This is a genomic window from Paraglaciecola aquimarina, from assembly GCF_032464635.1.
In the GTDB taxonomy this organism is placed as follows: Bacteria; Pseudomonadota; Gammaproteobacteria; order Enterobacterales; family Alteromonadaceae; genus Paraglaciecola; species Paraglaciecola aquimarina.
In genome coordinates this window covers 999,919-1,016,895 of sequence record NZ_JAWDIO010000002.1, presented here as the reverse complement: position 1 = coordinate 1,016,895, position 16,977 = coordinate 999,919, and the positions used below count along the sequence as shown (strand labels likewise).

General features: G+C 41.8%; 11 protein-coding genes and 4 pseudogenes. 10 read left to right on the top strand and 5 right to left on the bottom strand.

Annotation, left to right across the window (positions count from 1 at the left end):
* Positions 1–7: 7 nt before the first annotated feature.
* The gene (locus RS130_RS05650) at positions 8–187 is read right to left on the bottom strand and encodes a DUF6435 family protein (protein WP_316025146.1); all 180 of its coding nucleotides are present in this window, start codon (positions 185–187) and stop codon (positions 8–10) included.
* A 635-nt stretch (positions 188–822) separates the two neighbouring features.
* Between RS130_RS05650 and RS130_RS05645 the strand changes: the two genes are divergently transcribed.
* The 8 genes and pseudogenes from RS130_RS05645 to RS130_RS05610 all read left to right on the top strand — a co-directional run bounded on the left by RS130_RS05645 (position 823) and on the right by RS130_RS05610 (position 11,518).
* Positions 823–1,386 carry an RNA polymerase sigma factor gene (locus tag RS130_RS05645; protein ID WP_316025145.1) on the top strand — a complete coding sequence of 188 codons (564 nt, stop codon included), beginning with the start codon at positions 823–825 and terminating at the stop codon, positions 1,384–1,386.
* Entirely contained in the window at positions 1,383–2,336 is a 954-nt protein-coding gene (locus RS130_RS05640; protein WP_316025144.1) for a FecR family protein, read from the top strand. The genes RS130_RS05645 and RS130_RS05640 overlap by 4 nt, the downstream gene beginning before the upstream one ends.
* 120 nt (positions 2,337–2,456) lie before the next feature.
* Positions 2,457–5,705, top strand: a complete 3,249-nt coding sequence (locus tag RS130_RS05635) for a TonB-dependent receptor domain-containing protein (protein ID WP_316025143.1) — start codon at positions 2,457–2,459, stop codon at positions 5,703–5,705.
* 73 nt (positions 5,706–5,778) lie between these two features.
* The gene (locus RS130_RS05630) at positions 5,779–6,129 is read left to right on the top strand and encodes a PhoD-like phosphatase N-terminal domain-containing protein (protein ID WP_316025142.1); all 351 of its coding nucleotides are present in this window, start codon (positions 5,779–5,781) and stop codon (positions 6,127–6,129) included.
* A 32-nt stretch (positions 6,130–6,161) separates the two neighbouring features.
* Positions 6,162–7,430, top strand: coding sequence for an alkaline phosphatase D family protein (locus RS130_RS05625; protein WP_316025141.1), 1,269 nt, complete (start codon positions 6,162–6,164; stop codon positions 7,428–7,430).
* Between the two features lie 139 nt (positions 7,431–7,569).
* On the top strand, positions 7,570–8,289 hold the full coding sequence (locus RS130_RS05620) for a class I SAM-dependent methyltransferase (RefSeq protein ID WP_316025140.1): 720 nt from the start codon (positions 7,570–7,572) through the stop codon (positions 8,287–8,289).
* A 111-nt stretch (positions 8,290–8,400) separates the two neighbouring features.
* Entirely contained in the window at positions 8,401–8,796 is a 396-nt protein-coding gene (locus RS130_RS05615; protein ID WP_316025139.1) for a c-type cytochrome, read from the top strand.
* A gap of 111 nt (positions 8,797–8,907) precedes the next feature.
* Positions 8,908–11,518 (top strand): annotated as a pseudogene (locus RS130_RS05610) (bifunctional diguanylate cyclase/phosphodiesterase).
* Positions 11,519–11,528: 10 nt separating this feature from the next.
* Here the strand turns inward: RS130_RS05610 and rep are convergent.
* Positions 11,529–13,543, bottom strand: a pseudogene (rep, locus tag RS130_RS05605) (DNA helicase Rep).
* Between the two features lie 86 nt (positions 13,544–13,629).
* Between rep and ubiK the strand changes: the two are divergent.
* The gene (gene ubiK, locus RS130_RS05600) at positions 13,630–13,881 is read left to right on the top strand and encodes a ubiquinone biosynthesis accessory factor UbiK (protein ID WP_316025138.1); all 252 of its coding nucleotides are present in this window, start codon (positions 13,630–13,632) and stop codon (positions 13,879–13,881) included.
* 217 nt (positions 13,882–14,098) lie between these two features.
* Here ubiK and ubiA read toward each other — a convergent pair.
* Positions 14,099–14,927, bottom strand: a pseudogene (gene ubiA / locus RS130_RS05595) (4-hydroxybenzoate octaprenyltransferase).
* A 147-nt stretch (positions 14,928–15,074) separates the two neighbouring features.
* Positions 15,075–15,476 (bottom strand): annotated as a pseudogene (locus RS130_RS05590) (chorismate--pyruvate lyase family protein); the annotation flags it as partial.
* Positions 15,477–15,734: 258 nt separating this feature from the next.
* On the opposite strand from RS130_RS05590, the gene RS130_RS05585 reads away from it, so the two are divergent.
* Positions 15,735–16,106 (top strand): flagellar basal body-associated protein FliL, encoded by a 372-nt coding sequence (locus tag RS130_RS05585; RefSeq protein ID WP_316027979.1) that lies wholly within the window; start codon positions 15,735–15,737, stop codon positions 16,104–16,106.
* Positions 16,107–16,122: 16 nt separating this feature from the next.
* Here RS130_RS05585 and glpG read toward each other — a convergent pair whose 3' ends face one another.
* On the bottom strand, positions 16,123–16,974 hold the full coding sequence (glpG, locus tag RS130_RS05580) for a rhomboid family intramembrane serine protease GlpG (protein WP_316025137.1): 852 nt from the start codon (positions 16,972–16,974) through the stop codon (positions 16,123–16,125).
* Between the last annotated feature and the right edge of the window lie 3 nt (positions 16,975–16,977).

Genomic DNA, 16,977 nt, shown 5'->3' with positions numbered 1-16,977 from the left:
TTAAGCGTTAAGTTTCAGCCGAATTTTTTAGCTCTTCTATTTTGTTTGCTATTAATTCCGCATCAGCAGTAATCATTGAATAGGATCTAATGTCGCCATTTCTTTGTGCTAGCATTGCTTGCTCAAGCTTAGCTTCATAAGCTTTGTTTAATTTTTTAATTGGATCTGTTTTAAATATTGAGAACATATTTATCACTTTTAGGTTGGGTATGTACTCTAGTACGTACATAAATAAACTTTAGTTTTGCATTTTATAATAAAAACACTATCGGGCGACCGACGGGCTCCTCCAGCCTATATTAATATATGGACGTGGAAGGTAGAGCGCTCCAATTAAGACCCCCATGAAATCAGCCTCGCTCCGATAAATGTCTGGAAGCTAAGAAAATCGCCTATTTTATTTCATTCTAATTTTATGGCTTGCGCTGTGCCGCTCAGTAGTTGTGCCCTATGAGGTGAATGTTTGTTCGGTTTTTTAGTGGATAAATGCTGGCTCCCTGCTAACAGCATGCAGGGATGACGAAGGTTGACGTAAACTGCAGAACCAGCGGAACAGGTTAGTTCAACGATCCAATTAAGACACCCATAGCTAAACTCTGGATCCCTGCTAACAGCATGCAGGGATGACGAGCGTTGACGTAAACTGCAGAACCAGCGGAACAGGTTAGTTCAACGCGCCAAAATTATTCTTATCAAACTGAAACAGTTTTGCTTTTCATTCGTCTTGTTAAAGAACTACTTTTTGACCTCAACGTTGCCTTTCATAAAAGCGTAACGTAAACGTCATACTCTCTCGGAGCCTTAAGTTTGACGATAATATTTATGAAATCGAAGTTTTTCAACCAACTGTATCAGCAGTATTGGCCGGAGCTGTGCGCCAAGCTACACGCTCGGTTTGGCTCAGGCCCGCCTGATCCAGAAGATATTGCTCAACAAGCATTTTGTCGATATTCAGAAGTGTGTGATCAACATCGAATTGAGAACCCCAAGGCATTTATTTACACAGTTGCGCGAAACCTTTTTATTGACCAATTTAGACGAATAGATAAACAACAGCAGGTTATTGATCAAATTTTTGAAGAATTAGATATAGATCCCATTTTTGAAGATTCAGCGGAACAATCAGCCCTGCAAATAGAGCGCAATGCCTTAGTCGAGAAAGCTATCTCAACCTTTAGCGAAAAACAAAAACAGTTAATGACGATGAGTATTATAGAGGGCAAGAGTTATCGCCAAATAGCCAAAGAAACCGGCTTACCTATCGCCAATATCAGCCGCACGATAGTAGCGGCGCAAACACTTTTGGACCAATCGATTACTACCTGGGAACAAGGTCATTCGGTTGAAAATATTTCATATTTGGCAATAAAAGGAAGCTGTCAATGAATCTACATCAGAACTACGGTGAGGAAATTTGGCAACAAGCTAGAGAATATCACCGCTTACTGCACTCAGGCATGTGCGCACCTGAACAAAAACAGCAACTAAAAGCATGGCTGAGTTTAGACGATAAGCATATCCAGTGTTTTAGAGAGCTGGAGGTGATGCACCGTCAAATGCGCTATAGCTCATTGGGTGAAGAGGCCTATTTAAAACAACGAGTTAAAAAGCCTTCGCCTAAGAAGTTGCGCCATTCATTTAGTTTAATCGCCGCATGTGTAGCCTTGGTCGCATTTCTTTTTGTTTATCAACAAAGCAGTTATTCGCCTCCCCTAGAATTTAGAACTGCACGGGGTGAAATAGCAGATTTTACTTTAGCCGATGGCACAAAAATCACCCTAGGGGCAAAAAGCCACGTATTGGTTTCTCAGAATGAACGGCAACGCAAGGTTACCCAAATAACAGGTGATGCCATATATGCAGTCACTAAAGATCCACAAAGGCCGTTTGTAGTGACGGTTAATGACCTTGAAGTAACGGTACTCGGTACAGTATTCGAAGTGTTAAAGCGAAATAAGTCTATCAAAGTAGAAGTGGCAGAAGGTCGAGTGAATGTAAGCAATAAAGCGTTTGAGGAAGAGCTCACTGCATCTGAATCAGTCACTGTTAGCAATCTAGGTGAATTTTCGGATATCAGCACTAGCCAACAGACACAATTTGCTGGCTGGCGAAACAAACGCTTTTCTTTTCAAAAGGTCACTATTGCTGAAATTGTAGGTGTATTGAATCGATACCGTCAGGATCCAATTCGACTAGCTCATCCGCAAATTGGTCAGCAAGTTATCACCACCTCTTTTAGGTTAAACCAATTGAATCAATTTTTAGATGCACTACAGGTAAGTCACCACATCCAGTGGCATATCGACTCAATGGGTGTGATATGGCTGAAAAACTAAATCACCCAGTTTTGTGAAGGTTTTATGAATCTGTCATTTGCACTGAAACAGACAGCGGAGCTAATCGTTATTTAAGTAAATCCACTATTTCCAACTTAAATAACTACGGAGTATTCACACATGTTCACTAATCATAGACCACGCCTATTGGCGGCGACTATTGCCTTGGCTTTAGGCAGCAGTCAACCATTACTGGCCGCAGAAAACTACTCAATTAAGCAACAAAGCTTAGTTGATGCTGTATCAGTATTATCTGAAAAATATGATCAAGTGATTGTGCTGCCTGAAGGCATAGATGAAAGTACCATTATTCGTTCAGTGACAACATCTGACAGTTTAGTCAATGCACTTAATACCGCGCTACAAGACAGTCAATATCAGGCAACACAAAGTGCGAGTGGTGCAATTATAATAATAAAAAAGGATAAACCAGCCGCTCCACAAAAAGCGCAATCTTCAATCCAGTCAGAAGAAGACGAATACATTGAAGAGGTAGTCGTTGTTGGCTCTTATATTGCGGGAGCAAATATTTCCAGCACTCTGCCCATCTCCATGCTAAGCAGTGAAGATATCGCCGCTTTTGGTGCCACAGATGGCGCTGAGCTACTACGAATGCTCCCTCAATCTGGCGATGTAGATTTTAATGAAACCAATTTCTCTGGTGGGGTCAATACAGTTCGCGGCGATATCGCGTCCGTTAATTTGCGCTCTGTTGGCACGGGTAACACATTAATGTTGATTAATGGACGCCGCATGGCTGTCCATCCTGGTTGGCAAAATAGTAACTCTGTGCCTGTTGTAACCTATAACGCCAATACTATTCCTACAGCGGGGGTATCTAGGTTAGAAGTCATGCGTGATGGCGCATCAGCATTATATGGAGCAGATGCAGTAGCAGGGGTAATCAATACCGTTATGGTTGACGACTATGAAGGCACCCGCGCGACCTTTCGCTACGGCAAAGAAACGACTTTAGGTAAAAAAGACACTAATTTTACTATTGGTAGCGGTAATGAGTTTGCCAACGGCAAAGGCCATTTTTCTATATATGGCGGATATAGTCACCGTAATGCGGTACCTGCTTCTCGATACAAGTATGCCGTTGCCAATCGAACTCCTTTTCTAGAAGGCACTGATTTTGAGGGTAACAATGCTTTTGACAACCGCACATCAATTGGCGGGCATGGTTACTTCGACAAAGTCGATGCAGGCGTTATTACCCTAGATGACGGTACAGTACTAACCAACTCATCGGGAAGATTTCATGTTCAACCCACTACAAATACCGGTTGTTTAGCAAATATTAGCGATGATATTTGTATTGATAATGGTTATTGGAGTTACAATAATGACAACCCCATGTACCACGATCTAGAACAAGAGCGAGACTTATTTTCTGAACGGCATCGGGCCAACCTATTTTCGGTTATCACTTATGATCTTAGCCCTGATTTGCAATTATACGGTGAGCTAGGCGCTTACTATGCAGAAACGAAACGCAAAGGTGACTCTGCACGAATATTGACGGATCAATATATCACCATTTCGAAAGATGCATACTGGAACCCCTTTGGAAATATCAACTTAACTGATGGAAGTACCAATCCAAATCGTCTAGCCAACACCGATAGTATTGCCAGTGAAGGGCTTGACTTATTGCTGCGCTCATATCGTGTAACCGATACAGTTATTCCAAGACAAGCCACTATTACCAATGAAACTTACCGTGCATTAGTTGGCCTCAACGGGCAATGGGGCGATTGGGATTTCGATACTGCTGCTATGTATTCAACAGCTATCAGCAAAGATAAAACAAATTACGCGGTATCGGTAAGCAAACTGCAAACCGCTATCAACAAAACTAGTCCAGACGCGTACAACCCTTTCTGTGGCGCATGTAACTCGCCAGAAGTAGTATCGGCTATTTATGATGATCTTGATAAAAAAGGTGATACAGAACTAGCACTAGTTGACTTTAAAGTAACCAATAGTGACCTATTTAGTTTGCCAGCAGGCAACGTTGGTTTTGCCTCGGGCCTAGAATACCGTTACGAGAGTTTCAGTGATGATAGAGATTCTCGACTAGATGGCACCGAACCATATGTAGATGCTATCTCGGGGGCGGTGCACCAAAGTAACTCATTAGGTGATAGCCCAACCAATGATTTATCTGGAGATCACACTGTGTTCTCTGCCTTCGCAGAGCTAGCCATCCCACTAGTATCTCCGGGCCAAGCCATTCCATTGGTACAAGCAATAGACGTTCAAACAGCCACTCGCTTTGAGCATTTTTCTGACTTTGGAAGTGTTGTTGTTCCGCGAATTGCGGCCTCTTGGGCTTTGAATGACGATTTCATGATTCGCGCGAGTTGGTCAAAAGGTTTTCGTGCTCCTAACTTAGTACAACTTAACTCTAGCGCGGTTCAACGCCAGTCCTCGACGGTTGATTACGCCAGATGTGAAGCCATGCTACAAAAAGGCTTAATTGAAGGTAACTATACCAATTGTAAAGGTAACCAAGTGGCGGTCATTCGTGAATCATCAGAGCTTGAATCAGAAACATCTTACAACCGAGGGTTAGGTTTAGTTGTCACCCCTAGTGCCATTCAAAATCTGACATTTGCCATAGACTATTGGGAAGTAGTGCAACGTGATGTAGTTGGCGTATTAGGAGCTGGAAACCAGTCAGCCCTAGACCAGCTGTATTTGCGAGATGGCAGTAACAATTCAAACGTTGTTCGCGCCACACCTACTGATGAAGATCTGGCGTTATTTGACGGTACCGATATTACCCCAGTCGGTGAAATATTGCGTATTTTCGACCCCTACATGAACCTAAATCAACGCAAATCTAGTGGCGTTGACTATACCGCTCAATACATAACAGACGGTGAGTTTGGTAAGTTCACTTATAATTTTTCTGCCGCTCATCTTAAGGGTGTTGAGTCATTTCCTGGTAACGAATCACAAGTGCTAATTAATGCTGGTCTGCCTGTAAGCTCACTTGGCCAATTAGTAGGAGTCAATGGTCGCCCTGAGTGGAAAGCCAATGCCTCTGTTAAATGGAATATCGGCAACTGGACCAGTGCGCTATTTTGGGAATACGTTGGAGATTTTGAAGAATCGAGTGCCAAAATAACAGTTGATGGGGTCGATCAACGCTGGAAAATAGACGCATGGCAGCAAGTGAATAGTTACATTAGTCATAAGTTCAAGAAAGACGCATTAAAAGGCTTGCGAGTCACATTTGGCATCAAAAACTTGTTTGACAAATACCCTCCCCTTGCTGATGAAAGCTTCGGTACTTTTGGACGTGTTCATAGTATTTCAGGACGCTATGTATATACAAAGTTAACCTACGACTTTTAACTGCTCTTAGTAACCGCCCTAAGGAAATAACTTCCTTAGGGCGGTTACATATAGTTGCTTAGGAATACCTATCATGAATCCAATCACACGAAGAAATTTTTTAGTGGGCGCGTCTGCTGCCATGTTTGCGGCTGCAGCCGACGGCAAGAACCAACAGGATCAAGCCTCACAGTTGTTTGCACACGGCGTCGCCAGCGGCGATCCCACCCACAATAGCGTTATTATATGGACGCGTTTATCGGTAATGTTTTCCAGCCAAGTTAAGTGGCAAGTTGCTTTAGATGAAGACTTTAAGCAAATAGCAAAATCGGGAACAGAGCTAGCAACAGCCCACTCCGACTTCACAGTAAAAGTCGATGTAACGGGCTTAACCCCGGACAAAGGTACTTTTACCGTTTTAGTCTGGGTAGCTTTCACTCGTTAACAGGCCGCACAAAAACCTTAAGCCAAAGGGATATGGATAAGCTCACCTTTGCCGTAGTGTCTTGCTCAAATTTTCCGTTTGGCTACTTCAATGCATACGAACATATTGCTAAGGATAAAGAAATCGACTTTGTTTTACACCTAGGAGATTTTATGTACGAATATAGTCGAAAAAGTTGGGGTGGCGTGTCTGGACAGCTGTTAAATCGTGAACATTTGCCAGCCAATGAGACAATTACTTTAGCCGACTATCGAACGCGTCATGCACAATATAAAACAGACCAAGGCTCTAAGTTAATGCATGCGGCCCACCCGCTTATTCCTACTTGGGATGACCATGAATCAACCAACAACCCATATTTACATGGCGCACAAAATCACCAAATAAATGAAGGTGACTGGTACGCACGCCGTGCAGCTTCTTTGCAAGCCTATTACGAATGGATGCCTATACGTGATCCTAAGCAAATTGCAGATAGAGCGAAACTATGGCGCCACTTTCAATTTGGTAACCTTGCCAGCTTGATAACCTTAGAAACTCGACATACAGGTAGAAGTAAGCAAGTTGAGTACAGTCAGCACTTGGCGAATATAACCAATCAACAAACCCGAGACAAGTTTGTGCGAGAACAGCTATACAACCCTGCACAAACCATCTTACACCCAGAAATGGAAGATTTTTTAGGCAAAAAATTAGCCCAATCAGTTAGCAATCAGGAACCATGGCGACTAATAGGTAATCAGATCCCTATGGCTAAAATCGACATGCCTGACATCACTAAACATGTAGATATTAATCACCCTAAGTTCTCCAAAAAGGCTAAGTCTAAAGTGGCTAAAGCCCAACAATTAGGAAAATGGAAGCTACCCATTTCTCTAGACACCTGGAATGGTTATGCTGCAGCGCGAGAAAAGTTTTATGAGCAATGCATGAATGTCAAAGCAGATGACTTATTAGTGTTCACTGGTGATAGCCATTGCTTTTGGGCGAATAAGTTGCATACGCAACAAGGACAAAGCATGGGTTTTGAAATTGGCACCACTAGTGTCACCTCACCCGGTAGTTTTGATTATTTCGCTGAATATGCGCGTAAATTCGATACCTTATTGAGTGAGCAAAATGCAGAAGTATTATGGGCCGATTGTGAGCACAGGGGATATGTCAAAACCACCTTGACTAAAACCCAAGCTAAAGTTGCTTACATTGCTATGCAGACCGTCACCCAACGTTCGACTGCTAGTTTTTTGCAAAAAAGTATGACTATTGACCGGACAAGACAAGGATTGAAATATCGTATTTAAGACAAACATGCCGAAGGCCTGCAAGCAATTGCTGGCCTTTTAGGCTTCAGTTTCATATTTAATTTTTCGCACAATATCGATATAGTCATGCCTGAAACGAATTCAGCCTCATTTAGCAAGTATTTAAAAAGGGCAAGACTTGAACACAGTTAATAAGAAGCAAGTGTGGGTAAGAGAAACAAAGTTTGGTGACTGGTTTCTTAATACTGATACGTGGATTGTTCACGTACTTAGGCGAGCGTTAAATGACTTACAGCGATTATTTCCCGCCGGAAAGCCCCAGCAGTTTGAGACAATATTAGATATTGGAACCGGTTTTGGGCATTCATTGCTAGAACTAGACTCGAGGTTTTCACCCAGTAAAATTATAGCCTTAGACGTCGATCCAGACCTTAAAATAAAAACCGCAGAAAAAGTCCAGCAATGTCAGGCACAAATTGACCTGTTAGTATGCAACGCCGCAGAAATAACCTTACCAGCGAACTCGGTAGATATGATTTTCTGCCACCAAACTTTTCACCATATTGTCGACCAAGAATCTGCAATACAAGAGTTTTACCGAGTATTAAAACCAGGCGGTTGTGTTTTGTTTGCTGAATCTTGTCGTCGTTATATTCACTCTTTTATTATTAAGTTGCTGTTTCGCCACCCTATGAGCGTACAGAAAACAGACATGGAATATTTGAAGCTAATAAAAGACGCAAACTTCTTAGTCGATGAGCAATCAGTATCTCGGCCATTCCTATGGTGGTCACGAGAAGATTTAGGTATCTGGCAAACTTTAACCGGTAAAGTAGAAGACCCCAACACCCGAGAAGAGACCTTAATCAATGCTATTTTTTATAAACCCTGCGCATAAAGTACAAATTATTAGTTTAATGAAAATAACATAAATAGTTGTTCACAAAACTTTAGTGGTTATAATCTGTCTCAGATTTGAAGGTAACAGTGAACCGATTTGGAGAATTTTGTGAAATTTAATGCCTTTTTGTATTTGTGTTTAGGTATATTGTGCGCCTTTAGCGCGTCAGCCCAAGATATGACAGACGATGAAATCAAGGCACGTATTCAGCCAGTTGGCCAAGTACATGTTGCAGGAGCTAAGGCTGAATCTGCATCAAGTGGTCCACGTTCTGGTGCTGATATATACAACAAAACCTGCGTTGCATGCCATTCAATCGGTGTACTAAATGCTCCAAAATTTCAAAATGCGGGTGATTGGTCACCACGACTTGAGAAAGGGTTTGATACTGTTTGGCAAAATGCGATCAACGGTATAGGAGGCATGCCGCCTAAAGGGACTTGTGGTGACTGTTCTGACGACGAGCTTAAAGCTGCCATTGAACATATGATAGAAGGTATTTAACTCAGTTTAAGTATTCAACTAGCATACTAAAAGGCCATCTAAACAATGGCCTTTTTTGGTCGATTGTCCCCATTTTCCTAACCATTTATTAATAGTGAATATTTGCTAAACATGACGTCAGAAAATGTAGCCGAACAACTATCCCTTGAAGAACTACGCGAGCTAGTTCCTCAGCTACAGAAAATCACTAAAAAATATCAACATTCTGACGCCATTCAAAAGTCCTTATTAGAAATCTCAGAATTAGCTAGCTCAATCAACGAGTTATCTAGTTTGTACCCTGCCATTCAAAGTATTATTGGTAATTTTATTCCGGCTGAAAATTTCTTTGTGGCATTTTACGAAGAAGATAGTGACAGCATAGAGTTTGTCTACTTTGTTGACCAATTTGACGAGAATGTCGTCACCAAAGTGTCCGCAGAAGATTTAAAAGACAGTCTCACAGGTTATATATTACGTACAGGCGAACATTTATTTTTAAGCCAAGAAACTTATAGTAGTGACTTAGCCAAAATGTCGATCAAGACGATTGGGGCCATTCCGGTAGATTGGATAGGGGTGCCGCTTAAACGGGGTTCACAAGTAATCGGAGCCATTGCCGTTCAAAGTTACGATGAGTCGATTCGTTATACTCAAGAAGATTTAGAGGTATTACTGTTTGTATCGCAACATATAGTGAACTGTGTTGATAGAGTCAAAAGTCGAGAATTGACTGAACAAACAATTCGTCAGCGCACTAAACAATTACGGCTGATGAATGAAGAGTTGCAAGACGAAATTAATGAACGACAAAAAATAGAGCTGTTACAGCGAGCACTATTTGAAATATCTGAGTTATCTGCTGCTACACAGCAAAACACGAGTGATTTTTATGCCGCTATCCACGACATTCTAGCCCGTCTAATTGGCGCTCCTAACTGTTATGTCGCAACCATAAATACCGAAAATCAGACCTTAGAGTTTCCATATTATAAAGATGAAGTGAAATCTGAAGTCAAAACCCGCAACATGGGGTTAGGTTTAACTGAGTATATAATTCGCCATGGACAAGCAGAACTCATAGATCCGTCTAACGTGTCAGCGTTGTATGAAGCAGGAGAGCTATCAGAAGAAGTGGCGGTAACCATGCATCATGAAGCGAACTCATGGCTCGGAGCTCCCTTGGTGGTCGATGGTGTGATATCTGGTGTCATCGCCGTACAAAGTTACAGAAACTCAAAGCAGTACGCCATAAAAGACTTAGAATTTTTGCGCTTTGTATCTCACCATATAGCAGTTGCGTTAACGCGAAAACAAGCCGCAGAAGCCATGCAAGCATATAACAAACGCTTAGCGGAAGAAGTCAAACTACGCACCGAAGAGTTAAATGCCACAAATGAATTTTTGCAAAAACAAATTGAAGAAAGAAAGCTCGCTCAACTCCAACTAGAACACGACTCCCAACATGATGCACTGACGGGTTTAGCCAATCGAGTATTATTTAAAAAACGCCTTGAATTAGCTATCGCTAGCAAACAAAGACAGGGCAGTAAGAGCTTTGCTGTTATCTTTATCGATCTAGATAGATTTAAACAAATTAATGACTCTCTAGGTCATTTAGCAGGGGATGCTTTTTTAAGAGAGGTAGCGAATAGAATCAATTCTTGTCTTAGGGCCCATGATCTACTGGCACGATTAGGCGGAGATGAGTTTGTTGTGTTGTTTGACGATTTTGACGCGCTCTGTGACATAGAAGAGATTTCCACTCGCATTATCGCCTCTATTGCCAAGCCTTTTACGATCGAAAATAAAGATATGTATTCGGGTGCCAGCGTTGGTATTGCCTATTTAGATGAGGCTTATAAAAATGCCGATGAGGTATTACGAGATGCAGACGCAGCCATGTATCAAGCCAAGTCAAAAGGTCGTGGTAGATACATTATTTTTGACAAAACGATACGTGAAAACTTACTGATTGAATTAGAAGTAGAAGAAGAATTTAGAAAGGTGCTGCATGCCGGCTCTTTTGAACTTTATAGTCAGCCTATCATTGAGTTATCTAGCCAACACGTGTTGTACGAAGAGTGCTACATTCGCTGGCAACACATTAACTTGAAAAAGGTTAAACGAGAACAATATTGGCACATTGCTGAGCAGTGCGGTCTCACAGTAGAAATGGACAAGTACAAATTAGCTAAAGCCTGCGCAATGTTAGTTAAATGGCAATCTGCTTCAGTTGCTGACCAAAAAAGACATATCGCAATCAATTTGTCAGTGCACTATTTAACTCAAATATCGTTGGCCCAACAATTGATTGATTATTGCCTTGAAGTAGGTGCCAATCCTCAGAAGTTGGTTGTTGAATTTGGCGAGAACTTTTTAAACGATCCCTCGTTGTCTTTGTTGCCCGCCATGCAAATACTCAAAAAGCAGGCATTACTCTAGTGCTAGATAACTTTGGCTGTGGCTTAGCCTCTTTGAGCAATTTATACACATACCCATTTGATTATGTAAAAATTGACCATCATTTTGTCAAAACCTTACCTCGTTCCGAACGCAATTTAAGGCTCATTCAGTCGGTATTATCAATATCCACCCACTTAGATTTTAAATTGATTGCTGAGGGTATCAATACCAGGAACAACTGGCAGTGTTAACTGAGCTAGGTTGCCGATTTGGCCAGGGAAAAGTGTTACACCCAGCCCAAGAAGTTTTACTTAATCAGAATGAAAATCAGGCTTAATCGACAAAACCTAATTTTTCTTCATCATGTTTCGTAGATTTGCGATACCTATTTCAGATTTTTTCTTGCGCTCTTCGGCAGATGTTTTGGTTTTTTTATGTTCCCAAACTAAATCGTCTTGAGGCAGTTCATATAAAAACCTACTTGGCTCTGGATTGATCACTTCTCCATATTGCCGTCTTTCTTTGACTAAGGTCATAAACAGCACCTTTTGTGCGCGGGTTATACCCACATACGCTAGACGCCGCTCTTCGTCGATATTATCTTCATCAATACTACTTTGGTGAGGTAGTAGCCCCTCTTCCATACCCACCATAAAGACATAAGGAAACTCCAAACCTTTGGATGCATGCAATGTCATTAACTGTACTTGCTCGGCTTCGTCTTCATCTTCTCCGCGCTCCATCATATCTCGTAAGATCAAGCGATTCACCACTTCCTGTAAGGTCATGGGCGGATCAAGCTCGCTGCCTTCTAACATGTCACTTATCCAACCAAATAAAGTACTAATATTGCCCATCGCCCATTCTGCCGCTTTGGGGCTGGCACTTGATTCGTACAGCCACTCTTCGTACCCCATGGCTTTAATCATTTCTCGAATAGTCGCGATACCATCGCCCCGCACCACTCGATCCGAAAGCTCAACTATCCAACGGCTAAATTGCTCAACCGATACAAGGGCCTTACCTGTTAGTACTTCTTGTAACCTTGGGTCAAAGGCTGCTTCGAACATTGAGGTTTGATTTTTGTTGGCTAGATTTCCCAGTTTTTCCAAGCTGACTCGACCTATGCCTCGGGTAGGTGTATTGATCACTCGTAATAGTGCGTTGTCATCATCTTGATTCACCAATAAGCGCAAGTAAGCCATGATATCTTTTACTTCAGTACGGCCAAAAAATGATGTGCCGCCACTGATCTTGTAAGGGATCTTATTTACAGTAAGTACTTTTTCAAATACCCGAGACTGAAAATTACCTCGATATAAAATCGCATAATCTTTATAGCTGGTGCCATTCATAAACTTATGGGCCATCAACTCTGCGACGACCCGCTCAGCTTCGTGCTCTTCATTTTTCGCCATTATGACTTGTAGAGGATCACCATAGCCTAACTCCGAAAAAGCTTCTTTTCAAAAACATGGGGATTGTTTTGAATTAGAATATTAGCGCAATGTAAAATGCGCTCCGAGGAACGATAGTTTTGTTCGAGCTTTATCACTTTTAGTCGAGGGAAATCTTTTTGTAACAGAACCAAGTTTTGCGGTCTTGCTCCTCGCCACGAATAAATAGATTGGTCATCGTCTCCTACCACAGTGAACCGTGCTCGTTCGCCCACCAGCAGTCTAACTAGCTCATACTGACTGGTATTGGTATCTTGATATTCATCCACCAGCAAGTAACGAATTTTAGCTTGCCATTTCAATCTAACTTTCTCATTAGATTTTAATAATAAGGTCGGTAAACAAATTAAGTCATCAAAATCTAGAGCGTTATAAGCCCTAAGGTGGTTGTAGTAACGCTGGTAAAACTCGGCAAATTCGCCATCTAAAGCGGATAAAGTTTGACCCTTTAAATGCTCAGGCAAAATTAGATCATTCTTCCAATTTGATATTTGACTCTGCAAGGCGCCTAGTAGATCTTTATCACCGTCTAGTTCAACCTCTGTCAAATCTTTCAACAAGGCCATACTGTCTTTGTCGTCAAATAAAGAAAAACCAGCCTTTAAACCCAAGGCTTTAACTTCAGATTTTATGATATTCAAACCTAGCGTATGAAAAGTAGAGACCTTTAAGCCTCTCGCCTCTTTTTTACCTAAGGTTTGAGCCACTCGCTCTTTCATTTCACGAGCAGCTTTGTTGGTAAATGTCACTGCGGCAATATAACGGGCGGGCATATCGCATTGGCGCACTAAATGGGCTATTTTGTTGGTGATTACGCGAGTTTTACCACTTCCTGCTCCCGCTAACACCAAGCATGGGCCAGAAATAAAATTTACAGCTTCGTTCTGACCTGGGTTAAGTTTCATGGTAAATTTGACAGCCTAGAGTTAAAGGCCGACGATTGTATGAAATTATGCCTTTTAATCCAACATAATTAACTTGAGAATTCACTATGTTAAACGCTAAAAAACTGGAAGAAATAGCCAAACAAATCACCGATTCAGTCCCTCCAGAAGTAAAAAACATTGCTGAAGGAGCCGAAGCCAAAGTCAAACAAGTATTGCAATCTCAACTTAGTCGCTTGGATTTTGTCAGCCGAGAAGAGTTTGATATTCAAAATCAGATTTTAATGCGTACCCGAGAAAAATTAGAAGCCCTTGAAAAACGGATAGAGGCACTAGAGTCTGCATCTTCTGCACAGTAAGTGTTTGTCCTAGGCCTGGTGGTACATACGCCAGGTTTGTTGACTTATACACTGGCCCATTCCCTAAACAAGGCTGTGCAGACTAGAGCAATAAGTATTATCAATCCATATTGATAAGTGTTCTCTTTAAACGCATCCAGCGTTTTTTGAACAAGGCGTCGGTATAAAGGAATGATGGCTCCCTTGCACATGTCATGTCTCGCTGAGTGGCTAGTTATCATTGCAGATTGGTATAATGCCCAATAATGCCTAGAGCCAAAACCATGCCCACATAGTTGTTGTGTAAAAAAGCCTTGAAACACAACTGCCTTTCTCGATCTTTAATCAGCCATTGCTGATAAACAAACAAGCAGGCACTGACACCGATGGCGCTATAAAAAGGCCACCTAGCCTCAAGCGCTATTGCCACAAAAGTAAGCAGCACTAAAGCCACTAACTGCAAAATAAAGATAATTAACTTGTCGAATTGGCCAAATAAAATAGCGGTAGATTTTACCCCAATGATGACGTCGTCATCACGATCGACCATTGCATACTGGGTGTCGTAGGCCACTGTCCAGCATAAGTTGGCAAAGTATACAGCCCACACCAGCCAAGTTAATGGTTGACCAAGCGCAACAAACGCCATAGGGATTGACCAGCCAAAGGCTGCACCTAACACCACTTGAGGCAAGTGGGTGTAACGCTTCATAAAGGGATAAATAGTTGCCAATACTAGGCCACCCACCGACATTGCGACTGTCTGCCAGCTAAGTGTTAACACCAATGCAAAAGCAACCACGATCAACCAAAAAAATAGCATTAACGCTTGCTTACTCGACACCTGTACCTGTGACTAGCGGCCTAGAAGAGGTGCGTTTTACCGCACCATCAACTTTACGGTCTGCATAGTCATTAATCACACAACCTGCTGAGCGCATCACAAACACGCCAAGTACAAAAACAACAAATACATGGACGCCGGGCCAACCACTGGCAGCAATCCATAAGGCCCACAAACAAGGCCATAACAATAGCAAAGTACCAATTGGCTTATCAGCACGCATCAAACGCCAGTACCCATGATAAATATTGTTTGCGGTGCTTTTATTTGTTATCAATGAATCACTCCATCTCTTCATATGCTGGCGAACCATAGGTAGGAATATTTCGCACACCATCATTTTCAACTGTTCAAAACTAAATGCCGAACGGCGTCCCCATAAACTGTGTGCGTTGGGCATATTAAGCTGGCTCAAAAATAGCCCTGAGTCTGGCAGGCTAGTTAATTGAAATGGCATACGTTTGAAACGACTGTCATTAAAAATCAATTGCCCTAAAGGTTTGTCCGTTAAATCCGAGAAATCTCGCTGCCACAATGCCATTGGAATAATAGAGCGAGCAAAGACCCATGGTTGTCCGTCGCCCCACAGAATCACCTCTCTTACTTGCCACTCTTGCTGTAAAAATAGTGGCTGCTCGGTACGCACTTGCAAAAACTCATCATGACTAATTTCGACTGAGCCTTGACCAATAACGGTGAGCTGAAAGTTAGTGCATGCTGACATTAACCTTTCAGTTAGAGAGCCGCTGTCTAATAACCAATTTTTGAGCACGGGGGGCAAATTATTTAGGCCGTTAATATCGACCCATTTTGACGGTATGCCTATAGGAAAAATAGTTTGTGAATTCAATATAATGCGCAATGAGATAAATAAAAATAGAATAGTATCAAGTACCTTAATAAGACTAAAGCGAGGAAATATATTTTATGGTTCTGGTAAAAAGTTGATACACTTAAACCACTAGATTACCAATCGAAGAAACCAATTATGCATACAGCTAAACTATTGATAATGGCCGCAATAATCTTGATGCTGAATAGTCAAAACGCTGCCTACGGACAAGATGCAACGCAGAAAAATTATGCATATTTCAGTATAGAGCCACAAATAGTGACTAATTTTCTGAGTCCGTCGGTCAGAAAAGTAGGATTTGTGACCGTCTCTATTGAACTTATGTTAGAAGATGCTAAGTACCTCGAAGAGGCAGAGCATCATTCTCCACTATTAAGATCTGCGCTGATTGAGGTGTTTGGTCAACAGACCGAAGAAAAAGTGCGCTCTTTAACGGGTAGAGAAGATATTCGCCGCCATTGCTTAGATCAACTGAGAAAACTCATGCGCCGAGAAACGGGCTCAGACATGGTAAAGGATGTGATTTTCACTAAATACCTCTACCACTAACGAGATGTTCGCATTGTTAGCTAGTTTTGGGCCTTTTCGATAGCCACCAAGCAAATAGGCTGCCGCATATTAAACCGACTGTATGCGCGGTATTGGCCATATTTATCGGCAATATATCCATATATCCGACCACCAGCCAAATCAACAGAAAACCAATAATAGGTTTAGGTAACCATACACCCCACTCTGGTTTCAGCCAACCCAGCCACCATACGCAACCTACCAAGCCATAGACTACACCTGATAAGCCACCAAAATTTGGGCCACTTACCATTAGTTGTGCCACATTTGACAAGCTAGCCGAAATCACAAATAACAACAGCAAACTACTCAAGCCAAAAATTTGCTCTATTTGCTTACCTAGAGACCACCACCATAATAAGTTGAACACTATATGTAACATCGAAAAATGTATCAGTGCGGGTCCTAAGATACGCCACCACTGATGGTTCTCTGCTAATTGGTCAAAATATTGGATATGCAGCCACGCATAAGGCGCTGAGATCCCTAAATTAGCCAGAACATAAATCCCCGTACAAAGCAGCAAAATACAGGCGGTAAACGGTGAAGCCTTTAGTGAAGTAATAAGGTTATCTAAAGAAAAGGATTTAACCGCAGTGAGATCAACCGAATGACCAGACTGCCACGCTGCAGTTTGGTATTTATCATCATTCGGGTTCAAGGTAAATTCTTCGGCAATACATCTTGCATGTTCTTCATCTTCTAACCGAGATAAAAACACGGCATGGGCATACTCAGCCTCAACAAATTTATATTCTGCTGAAATACCGTTCTGTGACAGGTAATGAGATAATAACCTAGCGGGTTGCTCTTTAGAAAATGCGATTAATTTGCTTGAATTTGGCAAAAG

Bases quoted from the DNA above. Each gene is read 5' to 3' on its own strand.
- RS130_RS05650 (WP_316025146.1), bottom strand. From the start codon at position 187: ATGTTCTCAATATTTAAAACAGATCCAATTAAAAAATTAAACAAAGCT.
- RS130_RS05645 (WP_316025145.1), top strand. From the start codon at position 823: ATGAAATCGAAGTTTTTCAACCAACTGTATCAGCAGTATTGGCCGGAG.
- RS130_RS05640 (WP_316025144.1), top strand. From the start codon at position 1,383: ATGAATCTACATCAGAACTACGGTGAGGAAATTTGGCAACAAGCTAGA.
- RS130_RS05635 (WP_316025143.1), top strand. From the start codon at position 2,457: ATGTTCACTAATCATAGACCACGCCTATTGGCGGCGACTATTGCCTTG.
- RS130_RS05630 (WP_316025142.1), top strand. From the start codon at position 5,779: ATGAATCCAATCACACGAAGAAATTTTTTAGTGGGCGCGTCTGCTGCC.
- RS130_RS05625 (WP_316025141.1), top strand. From the start codon at position 6,162: ATGGATAAGCTCACCTTTGCCGTAGTGTCTTGCTCAAATTTTCCGTTT.
- ubiK (WP_316025138.1), top strand. From the start codon at position 13,630: ATGTTAAACGCTAAAAAACTGGAAGAAATAGCCAAACAAATCACCGAT.
- RS130_RS05585 (WP_316027979.1), top strand. From the start codon at position 15,735: ATGCTGAATAGTCAAAACGCTGCCTACGGACAAGATGCAACGCAGAAA.